The organism is Lysobacter arenosi, from assembly GCF_016613475.2.
Taxonomy (GTDB): Bacteria; Pseudomonadota; Gammaproteobacteria; order Xanthomonadales; family Xanthomonadaceae; genus Lysobacter_J; species Lysobacter_J arenosi.
Genome location: NZ_CP071517.1, coordinates 2,363,538 through 2,379,679 on the forward strand (window position 1 = coordinate 2,363,538; position 16,142 = coordinate 2,379,679).

11 protein-coding genes are annotated in these 16,142 nt (G+C 67.7%); 1 reads left to right on the forward strand and 10 read right to left on the reverse strand.

What is annotated here, in order from left to right; translation table 11 throughout:
* Positions 1–26: 26 nt before the first annotated feature.
* The 3 genes from xylA to HIV01_RS11095 all read right to left on the reverse strand — a co-directional run bounded on the left by xylA (position 27) and on the right by HIV01_RS11095 (position 4,278).
* Positions 27–1,361, reverse strand: coding sequence for a xylose isomerase (xylA, locus tag HIV01_RS11085; protein WP_200607092.1), 1,335 nt, complete (start codon positions 1,359–1,361; stop codon positions 27–29).
* A gap of 53 nt (positions 1,362–1,414) precedes the next feature.
* Positions 1,415–2,926, reverse strand: a complete 1,512-nt coding sequence (gene xylB, locus HIV01_RS11090; protein WP_200607094.1) for a xylulokinase — start codon at positions 2,924–2,926, stop codon at positions 1,415–1,417.
* Between the two features lie 284 nt (positions 2,927–3,210).
* The gene (locus HIV01_RS11095; RefSeq protein ID WP_200607095.1) at positions 3,211–4,278 is read right to left on the reverse strand and encodes a phosphotriesterase family protein; all 1,068 of its coding nucleotides are present in this window, start codon (positions 4,276–4,278) and stop codon (positions 3,211–3,213) included.
* A 135-nt stretch (positions 4,279–4,413) separates the two neighbouring features.
* Between HIV01_RS11095 and HIV01_RS11100 the strand changes: the two genes are divergently transcribed.
* Positions 4,414–5,121 (forward strand): hypothetical protein, encoded by a 708-nt coding sequence (locus HIV01_RS11100; RefSeq protein ID WP_200607097.1) that lies wholly within the window; start codon positions 4,414–4,416, stop codon positions 5,119–5,121.
* A 102-nt stretch (positions 5,122–5,223) separates the two neighbouring features.
* On the opposite strand, the gene HIV01_RS11105 is transcribed toward HIV01_RS11100, so the two are convergent.
* The 7 genes from HIV01_RS11105 to HIV01_RS11135 form a co-directional block, all read right to left on the reverse strand.
* Complete coding sequence (locus HIV01_RS11105; RefSeq protein WP_207526929.1) at positions 5,224–8,325, reverse strand: autotransporter domain-containing protein; 3,102 nt, start codon at positions 8,323–8,325, stop codon at positions 5,224–5,226.
* Positions 8,326–8,388: 63 nt separating this feature from the next.
* Positions 8,389–9,438, reverse strand: a complete 1,050-nt coding sequence (gene glk, locus HIV01_RS11110) for a glucokinase (protein WP_200607101.1) — start codon at positions 9,436–9,438, stop codon at positions 8,389–8,391.
* Positions 9,435–11,219, reverse strand: a complete 1,785-nt coding sequence (locus HIV01_RS11115; RefSeq protein ID WP_200607103.1) for a cellulase family glycosylhydrolase — start codon at positions 11,217–11,219, stop codon at positions 9,435–9,437. Before HIV01_RS11115 ends, glk begins: the two co-directional genes overlap by 4 nt.
* A 10-nt stretch (positions 11,220–11,229) precedes the next feature.
* Entirely contained in the window at positions 11,230–12,759 is a 1,530-nt protein-coding gene (locus HIV01_RS11120) for a tryptophan halogenase family protein (RefSeq protein WP_200607105.1), read from the reverse strand.
* Positions 12,760–12,769: 10 nt separating this feature from the next.
* A complete protein-coding gene (locus tag HIV01_RS11125; RefSeq protein WP_200607106.1) occupies positions 12,770–13,789 on the reverse strand; it encodes a cupin-like domain-containing protein in 1,020 nt (339 codons plus the stop codon).
* Complete coding sequence (locus HIV01_RS11130) at positions 13,773–14,495, reverse strand: SapC family protein (RefSeq protein WP_200607108.1); 723 nt, start codon at positions 14,493–14,495, stop codon at positions 13,773–13,775. The genes HIV01_RS11125 and HIV01_RS11130 overlap by 17 nt, the downstream gene beginning before the upstream one ends.
* A gap of 75 nt (positions 14,496–14,570) precedes the next feature.
* Complete coding sequence (locus HIV01_RS11135; RefSeq protein WP_200607110.1) at positions 14,571–16,124, reverse strand: tryptophan halogenase family protein; 1,554 nt, start codon at positions 16,122–16,124, stop codon at positions 14,571–14,573.
* Between the last annotated feature and the right edge of the window lie 18 nt (positions 16,125–16,142).

Below are 16,142 nucleotides of genomic sequence, written 5' to 3' on the forward strand. Positions count from 1 at the left end.
CCGGAACGGGGGAAGGCTTGTGCCGCTCAGCGCATCAGGTACTGGTTGAGCAGGTTCTCGTAGCGCTCCTGCTTGCCGCTGATCTTCGCAGGCTCGCCCTTGCCCGCAAGTGCGCTGAGCGCGGCGAGGTCCAGCTTGCCGGCGGCGAAGTCGTTGCCGGCGCCCTTGTCGAAGCTGGCGTAACGCTCGGCGCGCCACTGTTCCCACGGCGACTTGGTCAGCAGCGCGTGCGCCACTTCCAGGCCGCGCGCGAACGCGTCCATGCCGCCGATGTGGGCCAGGAACAGGTCGTCGGCATCGGTCGACTCGCGACGCACCTTGGCGTCGAAGTTGAGGCCGCCCGGCTGCAGGCCGCCCTGGCGCAGCACCACCAGCATCGCGCCGACGGTGTCGTACAGGTCGGTCGGGAACTGGTCGGTGTCCCAGCCGTTCTGGGCGTTGCCGCGGTTGGCGTCGATGCTGCCGAGCATGCCGGCGTCGGACGCGACCTGCAGGTCATGCTCGAAGGTGTGGCCCGACAGCGTGGCGTGGTTGGCTTCGATGTTGAGTTTGAAGTCCTGGTCCAGGCCGTGCTCGCGCAGGAAGCCGACGACCGTGGCCGAGTCGAAGTCGTACTGGTGCTTCATCGGCTCCATCGGCTTGGGTTCGATGAGGTAGTTGCCCTTGAAGCCGATGCTGCGGCCGTAGTCGCGCGCCATCGTCAGGAAGCGGCCGAAGTGCGCCAGCTCGCGCTTCATGTTGGTGTTGTGCAGCGAGGCGTAGCCTTCGCGGCCGCCCCAGAACACGTAGTTCTCGCCGCCCAGCTCGACCGTCGCCTCGATGGCGGCCTTGACCTGCACGGCAGCGCGCGCAACCACGGCGAAGTCCGGGTTGGTCGAGGCACCGTTCATGTAGCGCGGGTGGCTGAAGAGGTTGGCGGTGCCCCACAGCAGCTTCATGCCGGTCGCCTGCTGGCGCTCCTTGGCGATGGCGACCATGTGCTTGACGTTCTTCTCGTACTCGCCGATGTCCTCGGCGTCGGGCGCCAGGTCGATGTCGTGGAAGCAGTAGTACGGCACGCCGAGCTTGGTGAAGAACTCGAACGAGGCATCAGCCTTGGCCTCGGCACGAGCCAGCGGCGTGGAGGCGGCATCCCACGGATAGACGCGGGTACCCGGGCCGAACGGGTCGTGGCCGGCGTTGCAGAAGCTGTGCCAGTAGCACACCGCGAAACGCAGGTGCTCTGCCATCGTCTTGTCGCCGATGCGCTTGTTGGCGTCGTAGTGCTTGAACGCCAGCGGGTTGTCGGAATCGCGTCCCTCGAACGGGATGCGGCCAATGCCGGGGAAGTATTCGCGGGCGCCGATGAAGGGAGTCGTCATGGTGGCAGTCACTGTCTGGTGTGTTTGGGTGGCGGGCCGCAGCCCGGCTGGCGTCAGGGCTTGGGGGTGTTGGAATTGGCGTGGGATTGCATGGCCGCATCGAGGTGGCGGCGGAACTGGCGGTAATGCGAGCGATAGGCGGAGGCGGCGTTGCCGTCGGGACGCGCGACCGAAGCCGCGTCGGTACCGACGTGCTCGCGCGCGATCGTGGCGATGTCGTCGCCGCCGCCGTTGGCGCGGCCGTGCGACCACAGCGCCTGCAGCGCGGCACCGAAGGCGGCGCCCTCGCTCTGTTCCGGCACGGCGACCGGCAGCTCGAACACGTCGGCCACCATCTGTCGCCATGCGGCGCTCTGGCTGCCGCCGCCGGTCAGGCGGATGGCGTCGAATTGCAGGCCCGCCGCGGTCAGCGCGTCGTAGCCGTAGCGAAGGGCGTAGGTCGCGCCCTCCATCGCCGCGCGGTAGACATTGCCGCGGGTGAGGTTGGTCGAGTCCATGCCGTGCAGCGAACCGCGTGCATGCGGCAGGTCGGGCGTGCGCTCACCGTTGAGGAACGGCAGCATCACCAGCCCGCCCGCGCCGGGCGCCGTGTCGGCCATGACCGCATCGCCGTCGCGGCTGCTGAAGCCGAACATGCGCGCGACGCTTTCGGTGGCGACGGTGCAGTTCATAGTGCAGATCAGCGGCAGCCAGCCGCCGGTGGACGAGCAGAACGCGGCCCAGCCGCCAGCCTCGTCGACGACCGGATGGTCTGCATGCGCGAACAGCGTGCCCGACGTGCCCAGGCTCATGCTCAGCACGCCGGAGGCGACGTTGCCGGTTCCTACGGCGGCCATCATGTTGTCGCCGCCGCCGGCGGACACGCGCACGCCGTGCGGCAGGCCGAGCGCTTCGGCGATGTTTGCGGCGATGGTGAAGCTGGCATCGGCCTCGACCAGCGGCGGCAGCAGCGCCGACAGATCGCGCTGCGCATCGGTCGCGGCGAGCATGCGCGACGACCAGCGGCGCGTGCGCACGTCGAGCCAGCCGGTGCCGGAGGCGTCCCCATACTCCATCCAGCGTTCGCCGGTCAGCCAGAAGTTGACGTAGTCGTGCGGCAGCATGATCGCCGCCAGGCGCGAGTAGACCTCGGGCCGGTGCTTGCGCGTCCACGGCAGCTTGGATGCGGTGTAGCCGGCGAGGATCGGATTGCCCGCCAGCGCGATGCAGCCCTTGGCGCCACCGGCCGCGGCCATGATCTCGTCGCACTCGACCGTGGTGCTGGTGTCGCACCACAGCTTGGCCGGCGCGAGCACGTCGCCGGCGGCATCGACCGGCACGAAACCGTGCTGCTGCCCGGAGACACCGATCGCGCTGACGCGTGCGCGTTGCGCGGGCTCCATGCGCGCGAAGCAGGCGCGGATTGCGTCGATCCACCACCGCGCGTGCTGCTCGCGACTGCCGTCATCGCCGGCGATCAGTTCCAGCACCTGGCCGTGCGTGGCCACGACTTTGCGTGCCTGCGGATCGTAGGCAATCAGCTTGACGCTCTGGGTACCAACGTCGAGACCGACGAAGAGGCTCATGCAGACCTTCCAGAAAAAAAGTTAGCGCTACCACTCTGGACGCATAAAAAAACATCACTGGTGATGCTGGCCAGCCGAGTCATAGGTAAGAGGGGGTCCCGGGACGGATGGTGGAACTCTACCCAGCGTTTCGCCAAATGGCTTGCTGCAATGCGGAATGCCTTTGGCGACAGGCACTTACGACGGTCACCAGGGCGCTGGGGGGGCGCCCCGATGGGCCGGCTGGCGGCCGCGGCGGCGGGGGCGGCCATCAGGCCCTCGGTTCCGGGCGCCAGGCGATCCTGTCAGCTCACTACTTTCCGGAGCGCAAACGCACGCGCCGGGTTGTCGACCAGGATCGTGCCGATCTGCGCCTCGTCGAAACCGCCCTCGCGCAGCGCCGGGACGAGCGCAGTGAAAAGTGGCAGATAGGGTTTGAACTCGCCGCCTCGCGGCTGGCCGGCGTTGTACCAGCCTGCGTCCTGGGACACGAGCACGTGGTCGAGCAGGCCTTCGTCGCGCATGCGAGCGATCATCGCCAGATAGGCCACCTCCTGTCCCGGCCGGAAGCCATCGAACGACACCCAGGCACCGCGGCGCGCTGCCTCGACATGCTGGCTGCCCTGCACTTCGTTTTGCGCATGCACCCAGATCCAGGCCGAAGGCGCGACGCCTGCCGCCTGCAACAGGTCGAGTTGCGCGAAGGCGCATCTCGCATTGCGGCCTGGCTCGACATCCGCCCACGGCCCGGTGTGCGAGGCAATGACGAGTCCGGATTCGAGATGCGTCATTGCCGCGGCGCGAAGCACCTTGCGTTCGATGTCACTGGGCGGATCGCCCTCGATCCCGAGCTTGATCAGGCCCGGGCGAATGCCGGTATCGCCAATGCCGTCGCGCCACTCTGCGCTCCAGCGATGTGCAAGCTGTTTGTCCGTTTCCGCCACCACGTACGGCGGCACGAAACGACCGCCAGCGGCGACATAGGCGCCGGTGACGGTCAGCATCTGCAGCCCGCTGGCTTGCGATAGCCGCCGTGTCAGAACCGGATTGCGCCCGAGCGTCGTGGCGGTGCAGTCGACCAGCGTGCGGCAGCCCGCGCGGTATATCTCGCGGAGGTAGGGGAGCACCACCTCCACCACTTCATCCATGTCAGGCGCGATCGGCTTCGCCATCTGCTCCGCGTAAGGACGCACGTCGGCGAACAGGTGCTCATGCGCCAGCGTCATGCCCAAGTCCGCGGCCGGGACGGGACCGCTCACCGTCATCGCGGATGCGCCTGCCTTGCCGGCGGCGCCGTCGATACCGGCGCAGCCGGGCAGGCCCCATGCGAGCGACGACGCCGCCAAGGCGCCGAGAAATTCCCTGCGTTGCATTGCGCGGCATCCCGTCAGGACTGAGGCATCGCGATCTTATCGCCATCGTTGCCGCCCCGGCCCGCACGCGGCCGTCACGGACGCCGCGGTGGTGTTGCCTACAATGGATCCGCCGTCCGCCTAGGGAGCCGCTGCATGCGCAATCTGGATTTCAGTTCCTGGCAGACCGTGCTGTCGACACTGGTCGGGCTGGCGGTGATCACGCTGATCGGCGTCGGCATCCGCCTCCTGGTAATGCAGGTGGTGCAGCAGCGCCGTGAGCGCGAGAACCGGCAGATCAACGAGCGGCTGCGTACCTTGATCGCGGCCTACAAGACGCTGGGCGGTTCCTTCACCGGCGATCTCGCGGTGGATCCGACCCACCTGCGCGAGCTGCGGCTGCGCGAAGCGCGGCGCGCCGAGCAAGGCGAAGCCGCAGGTGAAACGGTACTGGCCACCGGTAGCGACCGCTCGCGCCGCGTGCGTGATGCGGTCGAAGCCGCGCTGTCCGACATCATCCTGCTCGGCACCGAGGAACAGGTGCGGCTGGCCGCGCGCGCCGCCGGCGAGCTGGTCGCCGGCCGTCCGATCCATACCGGCGAGCTGGTGGTGTCGCTGCGCGACTTCATCCGTGGCGTGCTCGACCTGGAACCGGTGCCGCGTGGCCTGGAAATTCCACGCCAGGGACCGGCGCGCCCGTCGTCTTCCGCTGCCAAGGGCAAGGCGGATGCAGGCGGCAAGGAGGACGGCCGTGGCGGCAACAAGGGCATGGGCGGCGGCGCCGGCATGGGCGCCGGCATGGGCATGGGTGTTGGCCTGGGCGGAACGCTGGTCGCCGAAGACGACGCCGATACGCATCGCTAGGTTCGCGGTCGTCGCCGCTTCGCGCTGACCGCTGCTTTTCCAGGCTTGATGACGGACTGGGCAGTCACCGGCTTCCTGCTCGGCGACTGAGAGCAGGGGCTTCTACAGCCCCATGCTCCATTCCACCATGGCCGTGCCCCAGCGCTCCTGTGAAGACTCGCGCGCCCCCAGACTGACGCGCATCTGCGCGTCCGATCCGAACCCGCGCTGCAGCCCGAACTCGAGCAAGCCTGCATCTTCGGCGAGGCCACGATCCGCCAGTGGCGTCCAGGAATCGATTCCGGTGAAGCGTGCCCGCATGCCGCCCGATTGCGCGAACACGTGTTGCCATTCGACTCGTCCATGCAGGTCCCAGCGCGAACGACCGGTCCGCAGCGCGTGACTCCAGCGGGCGCCGGCCACACCCAGCGCGGCGGTGGTTTCGGAGTCCGCCGCAGTCAGGCCGAAGCCTGCAGCGCCATCCTCCTGGAACCCGTCGCGCTGCAAGTGCAGGGCCTGCACACCGACATATGGCACCAGTCGCGAATGTGCCCACGCCAGGTGTTTGCCGGCCTGCAGGGTCAACGTTCCGTATTGCTGCTCGTTCGCGGAAGACAGCTGATGGCGCTCGCCGCCCAGGTCGATCTCGCGGCGCAGCCAGCGCTGGCCGTGACCGAATCCGACGCTGCCCAGCAGGTAGGCCCCTGCGCCGAGATCCCGGTTGGCGTACCACTGGCCGTCAACAAGCCGGCTCTGCTCACGATCGTTGCGGAATCCGTTCCACACGGTCGCCTGCGTCGATGTCATCGACACACCCATCGTTGTCGTTGCCGTGCGCAACAGGTCCGTGCCGATGATCCAGCCGCTGGACCGGACGTCGAACGAGGTTCCTCCGCGCTGCTGGTCGAATGTGTCGGTCCAGGCCCGCGGCGATGCCGCGTCGCGCCTGCCGTCCACGCGCGACTCGAGTGCGCGGCGCGCGTCGTCGGCGGACATCAGCGTGAAGGTCGTATCCATGCGATGAAGCTCGCCGGACAGGCTGCGCAGCGAACGATCAAGCTGCTCGGCCGAGGCGGTTGCCTGCAGTGCCGCGGCGCCGGCAACGAAGCTGGCATCGGCCAGATCCGGGGACTGGTCCAGATCGGTGAACGCCTCCTCCACCAGCTGCGCACCGGCAATCGCTTCCGCAGACAGTCCCATGCTCATGGCCGTGGCGGTGACACTGTTGCGCGCCAGCTCAAGCCATACCTGACCAGGTTCGTAATGCGGGGTCACGCTGACCAGGTACGACGGACCGGTCCAAGTCACCGTATCGAACTGCCCGACCACCTGCGAGGCGTCGAGCACGTCGGCACGCGTGTTGAATATGTATCCGTTGACCGCGCCAACGATGACCAGTTCGCCGGCCAGACTGGCGACGCCTCCGACATGAACTGGCTTGGCACCCAGGTACATCTTGCTCGAAGCGCCTGCCGACTGCGTGTAGTTGCCGCCGATGGTGACCGAGAGGTCGCTCTTCGATGGCATCCACATTGCCGACTGGTTGACGACGTCGCCATCGATCTGGAGCGTGGTCTTGTTGGCCGCCGCCGACCAGCTCGGGTCAGACCCCAGGAGCAGGGAGCCGCCTTCGACGCGGATGTCGCCGCCGAAATGCGAACCGTTGGCGGCGGTCAGGAAGGCGTTGCTCCGCACAACGAAGTCCCCTGCCTGGTAGCCGAACACACCCAGGGTGAAATCGTTGCCGATGGTCGTCGCACCGGTATAGGTGTTGTTGCCTTGCAGCCACATCAGTGCCCCGTGGCCGTCACCATTGATGGTCAGGCCGCCCGTGCCGCTGATGTCGTTGGTCCAGTTGCCGGCCCAGCCACCGCTGGTCATGCGGCTCAGGTCGATCACCATGTCCTGCGAGCCCAGCCGCTCGGGGCCGTTGAGGGCCTTGGCGACGTTCAGGAGGCCGTGGCCATAGACGTCGTCGACGCCCGCAGCGCCCAGGTCGGTGGCGGTGCCCAGCAGCACCTGCTGCACGGTCTTCGCATCCATGTAGGTGTAGCGGTCGCGAACCAGTGCGACCGCGGCGGACACCTGCGCCGCCGCGAAGCCGGTGCTGTGGCCGTCGACGAGACCTGTAGCGTTGGGATCCACGGTCTTCACGTCGCCCGGCGCCATCAGGCAGACGTCCTTGGCCACCCCGCAGGCATTGGAGTACGCCGAAATCAGCGATGTCACTTCGCTGGAGACGGCGCCGGCCACCAGCCAGCGGTCGCGAAGGCGCGAGGGGTCATCGCCCGACCAGGGCAGTTGCGCCAGCTGCGATGGTTCGCGGCCAACCGCGTCGCCTGCAGCGACCACCACCATTGCATCGGTCGCGCTCAAACTGGCGAATCCGGAATACAGCGCGGCGCGTCCCGCCTCGTTCTCCCAGCGCAACGAATCGGTGGACACGTTCACCACGTCCACGTCGTTCGTGTTGAACACGTCCATGGCGATGCCGAAACGTGAGCCGGGGGCGACGTATTGCTCTGCCGGGTAGTCGTCGCCGAGATAGCGCACCGACACCAGTTTCGACCTCTGCGCAACGCCGCCCGGATGGCCGCCTGCAAAGCCTGCACTGAAGCCCAGCATGATCCGCGCGACCTGCGTGCCATGACCGGACTTGTCGGGCACGGACATGTCCTTGCTCGACGAATCGACCGTGGTGTGGGAGCCGAAAACCATGCCGGTCTGCGTGAGTTTCCGCGTGTCGACTCCCGTATCGAGGATGCCGATGGTCGCGCGCTCACCGGAATACGTCAGACCCGTTGCGCCGATGCCCGACACGTGCGCGTCGATCGCCGGGTTGGCCACCGGCGCGGCACGCTCGATGGGCGGCGGAGGCGGCGGCGGTGGCGGCGGAGGCGGCGGCGGTGGCGGCGGCGGCGGCGGCTCCGGAGGTGCGGGCGGTACCGGCGGCGGGGGTTCCGGTGGCGCCGGCGGAGGCGGGCTCGGAGGTGACGGTGGCGTGCCGCCCCCTGTTGCGGGCGGAGGGTCGCTGCGAACGTTGCCGCCACCACCGCCGCCACCGCACGAGGCAAGGACCATCGTGAAAAGTCCCACGGCAACAGCACGCGCAAGCGGCGCGTAGCCTCCCGTTCCCAGATCCATTGGCTGTCCCCATTTGCTTCCGCCGACCGGCACGGTCGACGCCCCTTGCCGAAGACTAGGCAATCGAGTGAGCAGGCTCAAGTCGGGCTGCCAACCCGGTCACACTTTGACCGGCATGCCGGCAAAACCGGGCGTCACCGACGCTCAAGCATTGGACGCGTGCAGCAACTCCGCCGCGTGCGCCGCCGCACCCAGCAACCCGGAGCTGGGATGCACGATGGCCAGCGAAGGCACTTCGGCCAGCGCCGAGGAGAAGCGGCCCTTGCTTTCGAACCTTTCGCGGAACGACGACGCCTGCAGCGCGGGCAGCAGCTTCGGCACCAGACCGCCCGCGAGGAATACGCCATCCCATGCGCCGTGCGTGAGCACGAGGTCGCCGGCCATCGAGCCGAACGCGGCGCAGAACACTTCGATGGCCCGCTGGCAGTTCGCGTCGCCGGCCGCTGCCCTGGCCGTGATCGCCGATGGCTCCGTCGTCTCCTGCGTTTGCCCATGAATCTCGCACACGGCGCTGTACAGGTTCACCAGGCCTGGCCCGGATACCAGGCGCTCGCACGAGACGCGACCGAACCGGCCGATGAGGCATTCCAGCAGGCGCAGGTCCGCCACCGTCACCGGCGCGAATCCGGCGTGACCGCCTTCGGTCTCCAATGGGTAGCACCTGCCGTTGCGAACCAGCAGTCCGCCCACGCCCAGTCCGGTGCCCGGACCGATCACGGCATAGGTGCGCGGCACGCGCGCATCGAACGGGCGCCAGGCCTGCGGCCCGATCGCAACGACGTCATCGCGCTGCAGGCAGGTGATCGCCATCGCCTGCGCGGCGAAATCGTTGATCAGTGCTACATGGCTGATGCCCAGCGCGCGCTCGGTCTGCTCGCGCGAGATCACCCACGGGTGGTTGGTGATGCGGACTTCGTCGTCGACGATGCGCCCCGCCACGGCGAAGACCGCCAGGTCGACATGCTCGCCCTGCATCTGCAGGTAACTGCCGGCCGCTTCGCTCAGCGAAGCAAACCCGGCCACCGGGAACTCGCGGACACTGCCCGCGACCAGCACGCCGCGACTGCCGGCCTCGGCCAGGCCGAAGCGCGCGTTGGTGCCGCCGACGTCGCTGACCAGCACGCGCGTCCCTGCCCGTCTTGCGAAATGTCGAGCGCTTCCGCTATCACGGAAGCGACCCGCGGCGTTGTTCATCTGCGCTCCGATGCCGCGGTCGGCGGCGTGAACTGGACGGACTGCAGGTCGGTGCCGGCGCTTATGGCCTCGATGACCAGCGTGTTACGCCCTTCGAGCAGCGCCACCTCGCGCGGTCGTCCGGTCGTGGCCTTCCCGACCACGACACCGTTGAGGGTGACGCGGGCATCGCCGCGGCTGCCCTGCAGTTGCAATCCATAGCGGCCCGCATTGGCGGCCGTGAAGGTGTACTTCAACCACTCGCCCGGCTGCATGTCGGCGACGTGCAGGCCGTCCGCGCCGTCAGCCAGGTCGACGCCGTCGTTGCGGTAGGTCTTCGAAGGATTCCAGCCGGTGTCGGGCTTGCCGCTTTCGTTCGCGGACGTGAGGTCGTGGTAGGCGACGCCATTGCGGCCCATGTCGAAGTCGACGGCCGCTATCGTGTCCATGCCTGTGCCGCCGCCTGCGCCGATGCGATGGTCCTTGAACGGCACGCTGCGGTCGTCGCCCGGCGCGCGCAGCAGGGCGTCGACGACGTCGGGGTGGAAGGTGTTGTTCTCGTAGCGGATGTCGTGCGTGGCCAGCGTCATCAGCGCCGCTTCCGCCTCGGCCGGTGCCGGCCTGGCACTTTCGCCGCGCCAGTACGCCAGCACCTTGGCGTAACCGGGATTAGGCTGGATCTGCAGCGGATTGTTGTAGCGGATCTTCTTCAGCGGCCAGATCGCCCAGCCGATGCCCTCGGCCTCGACCGTCGCCACGGTGCGGGTGAACCAGTCGTTGGAGTTCTCACCGGTCTCGCCCAGCCACAACGGCAGGTTCCAGCGTTCGCGCAGCGCCAGCGGGTCCTCGAGGGTGTCGCGACGGGTGCCGTTCCAGTACTTGTGGAAGCTGACCACCAGGTTGTCGTCCCAAAGCCCCTGGTCGAGCACGCCGCGGTAGTTGTTGCCCCAGCAGTTGCCCTCGATCACGACGATGTGGCGGCGGTCGACTTCTCGGATGGCCTGCGTGGTGCGCACCAGCAGGTCGCGCAGGGGCGCGTTGCCGTTCTCGCTGCAGCCGTGCTTGTCGCCGGCATCGGCGAAGCCCCAGTTGGGCTCGTTGATGATGTCGTAGGCGGCGATCGCCGGCTCGTCCTTGTAGCGATCTGCCAGCTTTCGCCACAACGCGACCATCTTGTCGCGGTTGGCCTCGTCATCCCACAGCGACGGCGTCGCCGGGTCGCGGTCGGAAATGTTGAGGTCGTTGCCCTGCCCGCCCGGCGCCGCGTGCAAGTCGAGCACCAGGTACATGCCGTTGGCCTTCACCCACGACAGCAGCTCGTCGGTGCGGCGGAAACCTTCCTCGCGCCAGGTCTGCTGGCCGCGCACGGGCTCGTCCGACACCGGCGGCGTGTAGAGCTCGTAATGCATCGGCAGCCGCACGGAGTTGAAACCCCATGCCGCCAGCGCGTCGATGTCGGCCTTGGTGACATGGTTGTCGCGCCACGCCTGGTAGAACGCTTCGGCCTTCTCAGGGCCGATCAGTTCGCTGATGCGGGCGCGGATCGAACGCTGGGTGCCATTGCCCTGCACTTCCAGCATGTAGCCTTCCTGCAGCATCCAGCCGCCCAGGCCGATGCCGCGCAGCAGCACCACGTTGCCCTGCTCGTCGACGATGTGCCTGCCCTGCGCGCGAAGGAATCCGCCGGCATGGGCGGGCAGCGCCGCCAGCAGGCAGCTGGCCACGAGCGCACTGGCCGCAACGCGGCCCGCTCCCAGCCCGACCCGGCGGCAGATGCCGCCGACGTTCTCCGGCGAGCGCATCCGCGCCGACTCAGGTCGCGCCGACCGGCGCCGGCTCGCGCGGGCCCGGGCAGTACTGGTCGATGTAGGCCTGATGCTGCGGCAGCGCCCTGACGGTGCTGTCGACATTGCGACGGATGTCGTCGAGGAACCGCTTCAGGTCCGGCTCGCTCATCACGTCGGCGGTCGGGTGGTACTGCCTGGGCATGACGCCCTGCCCCATCATCACCTGGATCCACGAGTTCTCGGCGAACAGCTCCTCGGCCTGGCGGAACACCTTGCCGGTCTCGCGGAACAGGTCGATGCGATGCTTCAGCGTCGCCGGGATCTCCATCGCCTGGATGTCGCGCCAGTACTGCGAGTCGCGACGGTTGGTCAGGTGGTAGTGCATCACGACGAAGTCGCGCACATGCTGCAGCTCGGAATCGAGCGTGGCGTTGTACTGGTCGATGTCGGGCTGGGTGACCACCTGCGGGAACATCCGCAGCAGGTGAACGATGCCGCGCTGGATCAGGTGGATCGTGGTCGATTCCAGCGGCTCGATGAAGCTGCCGGCCAGGCCGAGCGCGATGCAGTTCTTCTCCCAGCTTTTCTTGCGCTGGCCCGGCTTGAAGCGGATCGGCCACGGGTCCTTGATGATCTCGCCTTCCACGCTCGACAGGAACTCGTGCTTGGCCTCGTCGTCGCTCATGTGCTTGCTGGAGTAGACGATGCCGTTGCCGACGCGGTGCTGCAGCGGGATGCGCCATTGCCAGCCGGACTTGCCGGCGATGGCGCGCGTATAGGGCACCGCGTCGCGCACGGCCAGCGTCTGCGTGGCCAGGGCGCTGTCGTTGAACAACCAGTGCGACCAGTCCTCGAAGCCGACGCCGAGCGCCTTGCCGATCAGCAGCGCACGGAAGCCGGTGCAGTCGATGAACAGATCGCCCTCGACGGTCGAACCGTCAGCAAGCTTGAGCGCGGTTATGAAGCCCGAGGCCTCGTCGGTCTCGACTTCGACGATCTTGCCTTCGATGCGGCGCGCGCCATGGTCCTGGCTGAGCTTGCGCAGGAAGCGCGCATACAGGCTCGCATCCATGTGGTAGGCGTAGTTGATGCCGCCGCGCGGCAGGTGCGCGAACTTGTCCTCGAGCGCGGCCTTGAGCTCGACGCAGTAGTCCTCGTAACCGCTGGCGATGCCGAGCTTCTGGCCGCGCATCCAGAAGTGCTGGAAGCCGGCGGACCAGTGGTCCTTGCCGCTGATGCCGAAGGAGTGGATGTAGCGGTGGCCTTCGTCGAGCCAGTTCTCGAACGAGATGCCGAGCTTGATCGTGCCCTTCACCGCCGACATGTACTCCTGCTCCTTGATGTCGAGCAGGCGGTGGAACGTCACCAGGGTCGGGATGGTGGCTTCGCCGACGCCGACCGTGCCGATCTCCTCGGACTCGATCAGGGTGATGTCGAGCACCTTGCCCAGCGTCTTCGAGAGCGCCGCGGCCGCCATCCAGCCGGCGGTGCCACCACCGGCGATGACCACGCGGCGGATCGGCTTGTTTCGGAGGTCGGGGCGGTCGGTCGTCATACGGTATGCCTCAGCGGTTGAGTCGTTGCAGCAGGCGCGCGCGCAAGCTGCGCGCCTGGGTTTCATCGAGGGGCGAGAGCACGCGGCGCGCCCCCTCGGGGATGTGGTCGGCGGTCGCCTCGCCGGGCTGGAACACGTAGTGGCGGAACACGTCTTCCCAGTTGGCGCGCTGCTCCGGCGGCAGGTCGCGCACGGTCATGATCGCCAGCATCAGCGCGTTCATCGGCGTGTCCATCCACGCCGGCGTCTGCCGCCACCAGTAGTTGACCAGCACGTTGAAGTCTTCCAGCGCCTCCATGTGGTGCCACCACAGGCTCGGGATCAGCACCGCGTCGCCGGGTTCGAGCACCGCCGTCAGCGCATGCGCCTGCGCCTCGCGGAAGCGCGGGAAGCGCTCGTAATCCGGCGCGGCGAAATCGACCAGGCTGATCGGCTGGCCGGCCGGCGTGTGGTCGAGCGGACCGATGTAGAGGTTGCGCAGCTGGTCGGGCGGGAACAGCGTCACCCGGCGCCGGCCGGCAACCACGCAGGCCAGGTTGTCCGGCACGTCCTGGTGCGCGGCGATGCGGGTGCGGTTGCCGATCCAGATGCTGGCCAGCGGCTCGGCGCCCGGGATCGTCAGGTCGTTGCGTTCGCGGAAGCCCGGCAGCCAGGTGTCGATCGTGGTCGAGCCGATGTAGATCGCCGGGGACGTATCCTGCTGCGCGTACTTCAGCAGCGTCTTCAAGGCGACGCCGAGCGGCACGTGCTCCTGGCGGAAATTGAAGCCGCTCAGATCGTCGTTGTAGAAGAAGCGCCCGCCGATCTCCGGCGGCCCGACGGTGGCGACCACCGGCGGCGCATCGGCGCGCTCAAAACCGCGCAGGTAGGCCACCGACGCTTCTGCCGGGCCGCGGCTTGCCTGCACCATCGGCCAGTTCGCCACCAGACCGCGCAGCACCACCGGCTTGCCCGATTGCAGCAGGTCGGACGGGATTGCACGCGGATCGACGTCCGCGAGCTCGCCGATGGGGCTAGTGCCCGGCAGCATGGCGGCGGTTCATCCGCGCGATGAGGTCGCGGAAGCGCGAGACCGACGCGACCACCATGTACACCGGCTCCAGATGACCAGCACGGTGCAGCTCGTCCAGCGCGGCGGCATCGAGCGCGCGCAGCCGCTCCTCGTTGATCGTGTAGAAGCCGACCAGGCGATTGAGCGAACCGTCGTCGAGTTCGACATCGAGGGTGAACGACTCGATCAGGTCGTGGCGCAGCATCGCCGCCATGAAGGCCGGAGTGCCCTCCAGGCCATCGTGCAGCGTCATCAGCACCGAGGTGATGCGGTCGAGGTAATCGGTGGTGCCGCCCTGGTCGCGGAACAGCATCTCGCCGCGGTCGCTGCGCACGCGCGGATGGTCGAGGTCGATGTGCACCATCAGCTGCTCGCCGTCGCGACCGATGAGGAACGGCTGCCGCTCGATTGCCAGCGGTACGTAGGTCGCGTCCCAGCGTCCTTCATCGAGGAAGAGGTTGCTGCCCTGCCTGTCCTTGCCCTGGTAGAAGCCGAACATCGCCACCGGCTGCAGTTCACCCTGGGCGTCCTTGTGGAACACGATCGGGTAATGCGCCTGGACGCTGCGGAACTCCGCCGGGAAGGTCACCGTGAACATGACATCGTCGCCCAGCGCGGCGTCGTGGCCGGTGTCGACGCGCAGCGCCTTGTGGTCGATGTTGTTGAGCAGTACGTGGTTCGGCATGGCCCTGGTGTGTCCTGGCAAACGCGTGAGTTCGTATCCTATGCCGCCACCGCGGCCCTTTGCCGCGACTGGCAACTAGATCTTCGACATCCCCCGCGTCATCACGTGGTCGAGCATTTCGCGATGTCCGGGCAGCGCGGCCAGCATCTTGCGGGTCAGCTCGGCCGCTTCGCGGAAGTAGCCCTCGGCCTGCGCGGGATCGTCCATGCGCCGGGTGGTCGGTCGCTGCTCGGGATGGAAGCCCATGCCGTAGAGGATGTACTGGTAGCTGGCCGAGGGGAACACCTCCTCGATCCTGTACAGGTCATGGCGCGACGGTGGCTGGTGACGCCACAGCTGCAGCAGTTGCTTGAGGCGATCGGGGATCGACTCGGGCCGGCAGTTGTCGCGCCAGTAGTCGCTGTCGGTGCGCCCGGTCAGCACGTAATGCAGCTTGAGGAAATCGACCACCCGTTCCCAGCGGTACTGGAACGAGTCGTTGTAGCGCGCGGCGACGATGTCCATGTCGCTGCGCGTGGCCGGCAGCTGGTCGCTGAGCATGCCGGCCGCCAGTTCCACCAGCACCAGCGAGGACGCTTCCAGCGGTTCCATGAACCCGCTCGACAGGCCGATCGCGACGCAGTTGCGGTGCCACGACTTGGGCCGGTAGCCGGGGCGGATGGTGATCTTCGGCAGCGTGTAGATGTCCTGCTCGCGCCCGCCGGTGGCCTTGACGTACTTCAGCAGTTCGTCGGCAGCCGCCTCGTCCGTCGTGTGCGTGCTCGAGTACACATGGCCGACGCCGCGCCGCGTCTGCAGGCCGATGTCCCAGACCCAGCCGCTGCTCTGCGCGGTCGAGATGGTCTGGCAGGCGATCTCCTGGCGCGGGTCCGCATACGGCACCTGCAGGGCGATCGCGCGGTCGTTGAACAGCACGTGCTTCTGCGACTGGATCTCGATGCCGTAATGCTGGCCGATCAGCAGCGCGCGCATGCCCGTGCAGTCGATGAACAGGTCGCCCTCGATGGCGCCGTGATCGCGCGTCTGCAGCGAGGCGATATCGCCGTTGTCGTGGGCGTTGACCCCGGTCATGTGGTCGCTGACGTGGCGAACGCCGAGCCGCTCGACGCAGTGCTTGCGCATGAACACACCGAGCTTGCCGGCGTCGAGGTGGTAGGCGTAGTTGGCCACGGCCGCCCACTCGGGCGTGGAGAACTGCTTGGGTGCCTTGCCGGCCTCGCACAGGTGCGGCTGGAAGCTGACCAGCTTGCCGAACGGCACCTGCGAATGCTTCATCCACCCGGCGACCACATTGGTCTCCAGGTAGCCCTGCGGCAGCACGAACGGATGGTAGTAGTAGTCGTCGTCGCGATCGACGCGCCAGCGGGCGAACTTGGAGCCCTGCTTGAAGGCGCCATCGCACTCGCGGATGAAATCGGTCTCGGTCACGCCGGTCCTGCGCAGGGTATCGCGCATGGTCGGCCAGGTACCTTCGCCGACACCGATCGTGGCCACGTCGGGCGATTCGATCAGGGTTACTTTCAGGCCGCCAGCGCTGGACGCCTGGTGGTCAGCGGCCAGCACCGCCGCCGTCAACCAGCCCGCCGAGCCGCCGCCAAGGATCACAACGTGCTTTACACCTTGACTCAAACCAGCCTTTCCCAGATC

Coding starts and splice junctions, on each gene's coding strand:
- HIV01_RS11120 (WP_200607105.1), bottom strand. CDS start 12,759: ATGACGACCGACCGCCCCGACCTCCGAAACAAGCCGATCCGCCGCGTG.
- HIV01_RS11125 (WP_200607106.1), bottom strand. CDS start 13,789: ATGCTGCCGGGCACTAGCCCCATCGGCGAGCTCGCGGACGTCGATCCG.
- HIV01_RS11115 (WP_200607103.1), bottom strand. CDS start 11,219: ATGCGCTCGCCGGAGAACGTCGGCGGCATCTGCCGCCGGGTCGGGCTG.
- HIV01_RS11095 (WP_200607095.1), bottom strand. CDS start 4,278: ATGCAACGCAGGGAATTTCTCGGCGCCTTGGCGGCGTCGTCGCTCGCA.
- xylB (WP_200607094.1), bottom strand. CDS start 2,926: ATGAGCCTCTTCGTCGGTCTCGACGTTGGTACCCAGAGCGTCAAGCTG.
- HIV01_RS11100 (WP_200607097.1), top strand. CDS start 4,414: ATGCGCAATCTGGATTTCAGTTCCTGGCAGACCGTGCTGTCGACACTG.
- HIV01_RS11130 (WP_200607108.1), bottom strand. CDS start 14,495: ATGCCGAACCACGTACTGCTCAACAACATCGACCACAAGGCGCTGCGC.
- xylA (WP_200607092.1), bottom strand. CDS start 1,361: ATGACGACTCCCTTCATCGGCGCCCGCGAATACTTCCCCGGCATTGGC.
- glk (WP_200607101.1), bottom strand. CDS start 9,438: ATGAACAACGCCGCGGGTCGCTTCCGTGATAGCGGAAGCGCTCGACAT.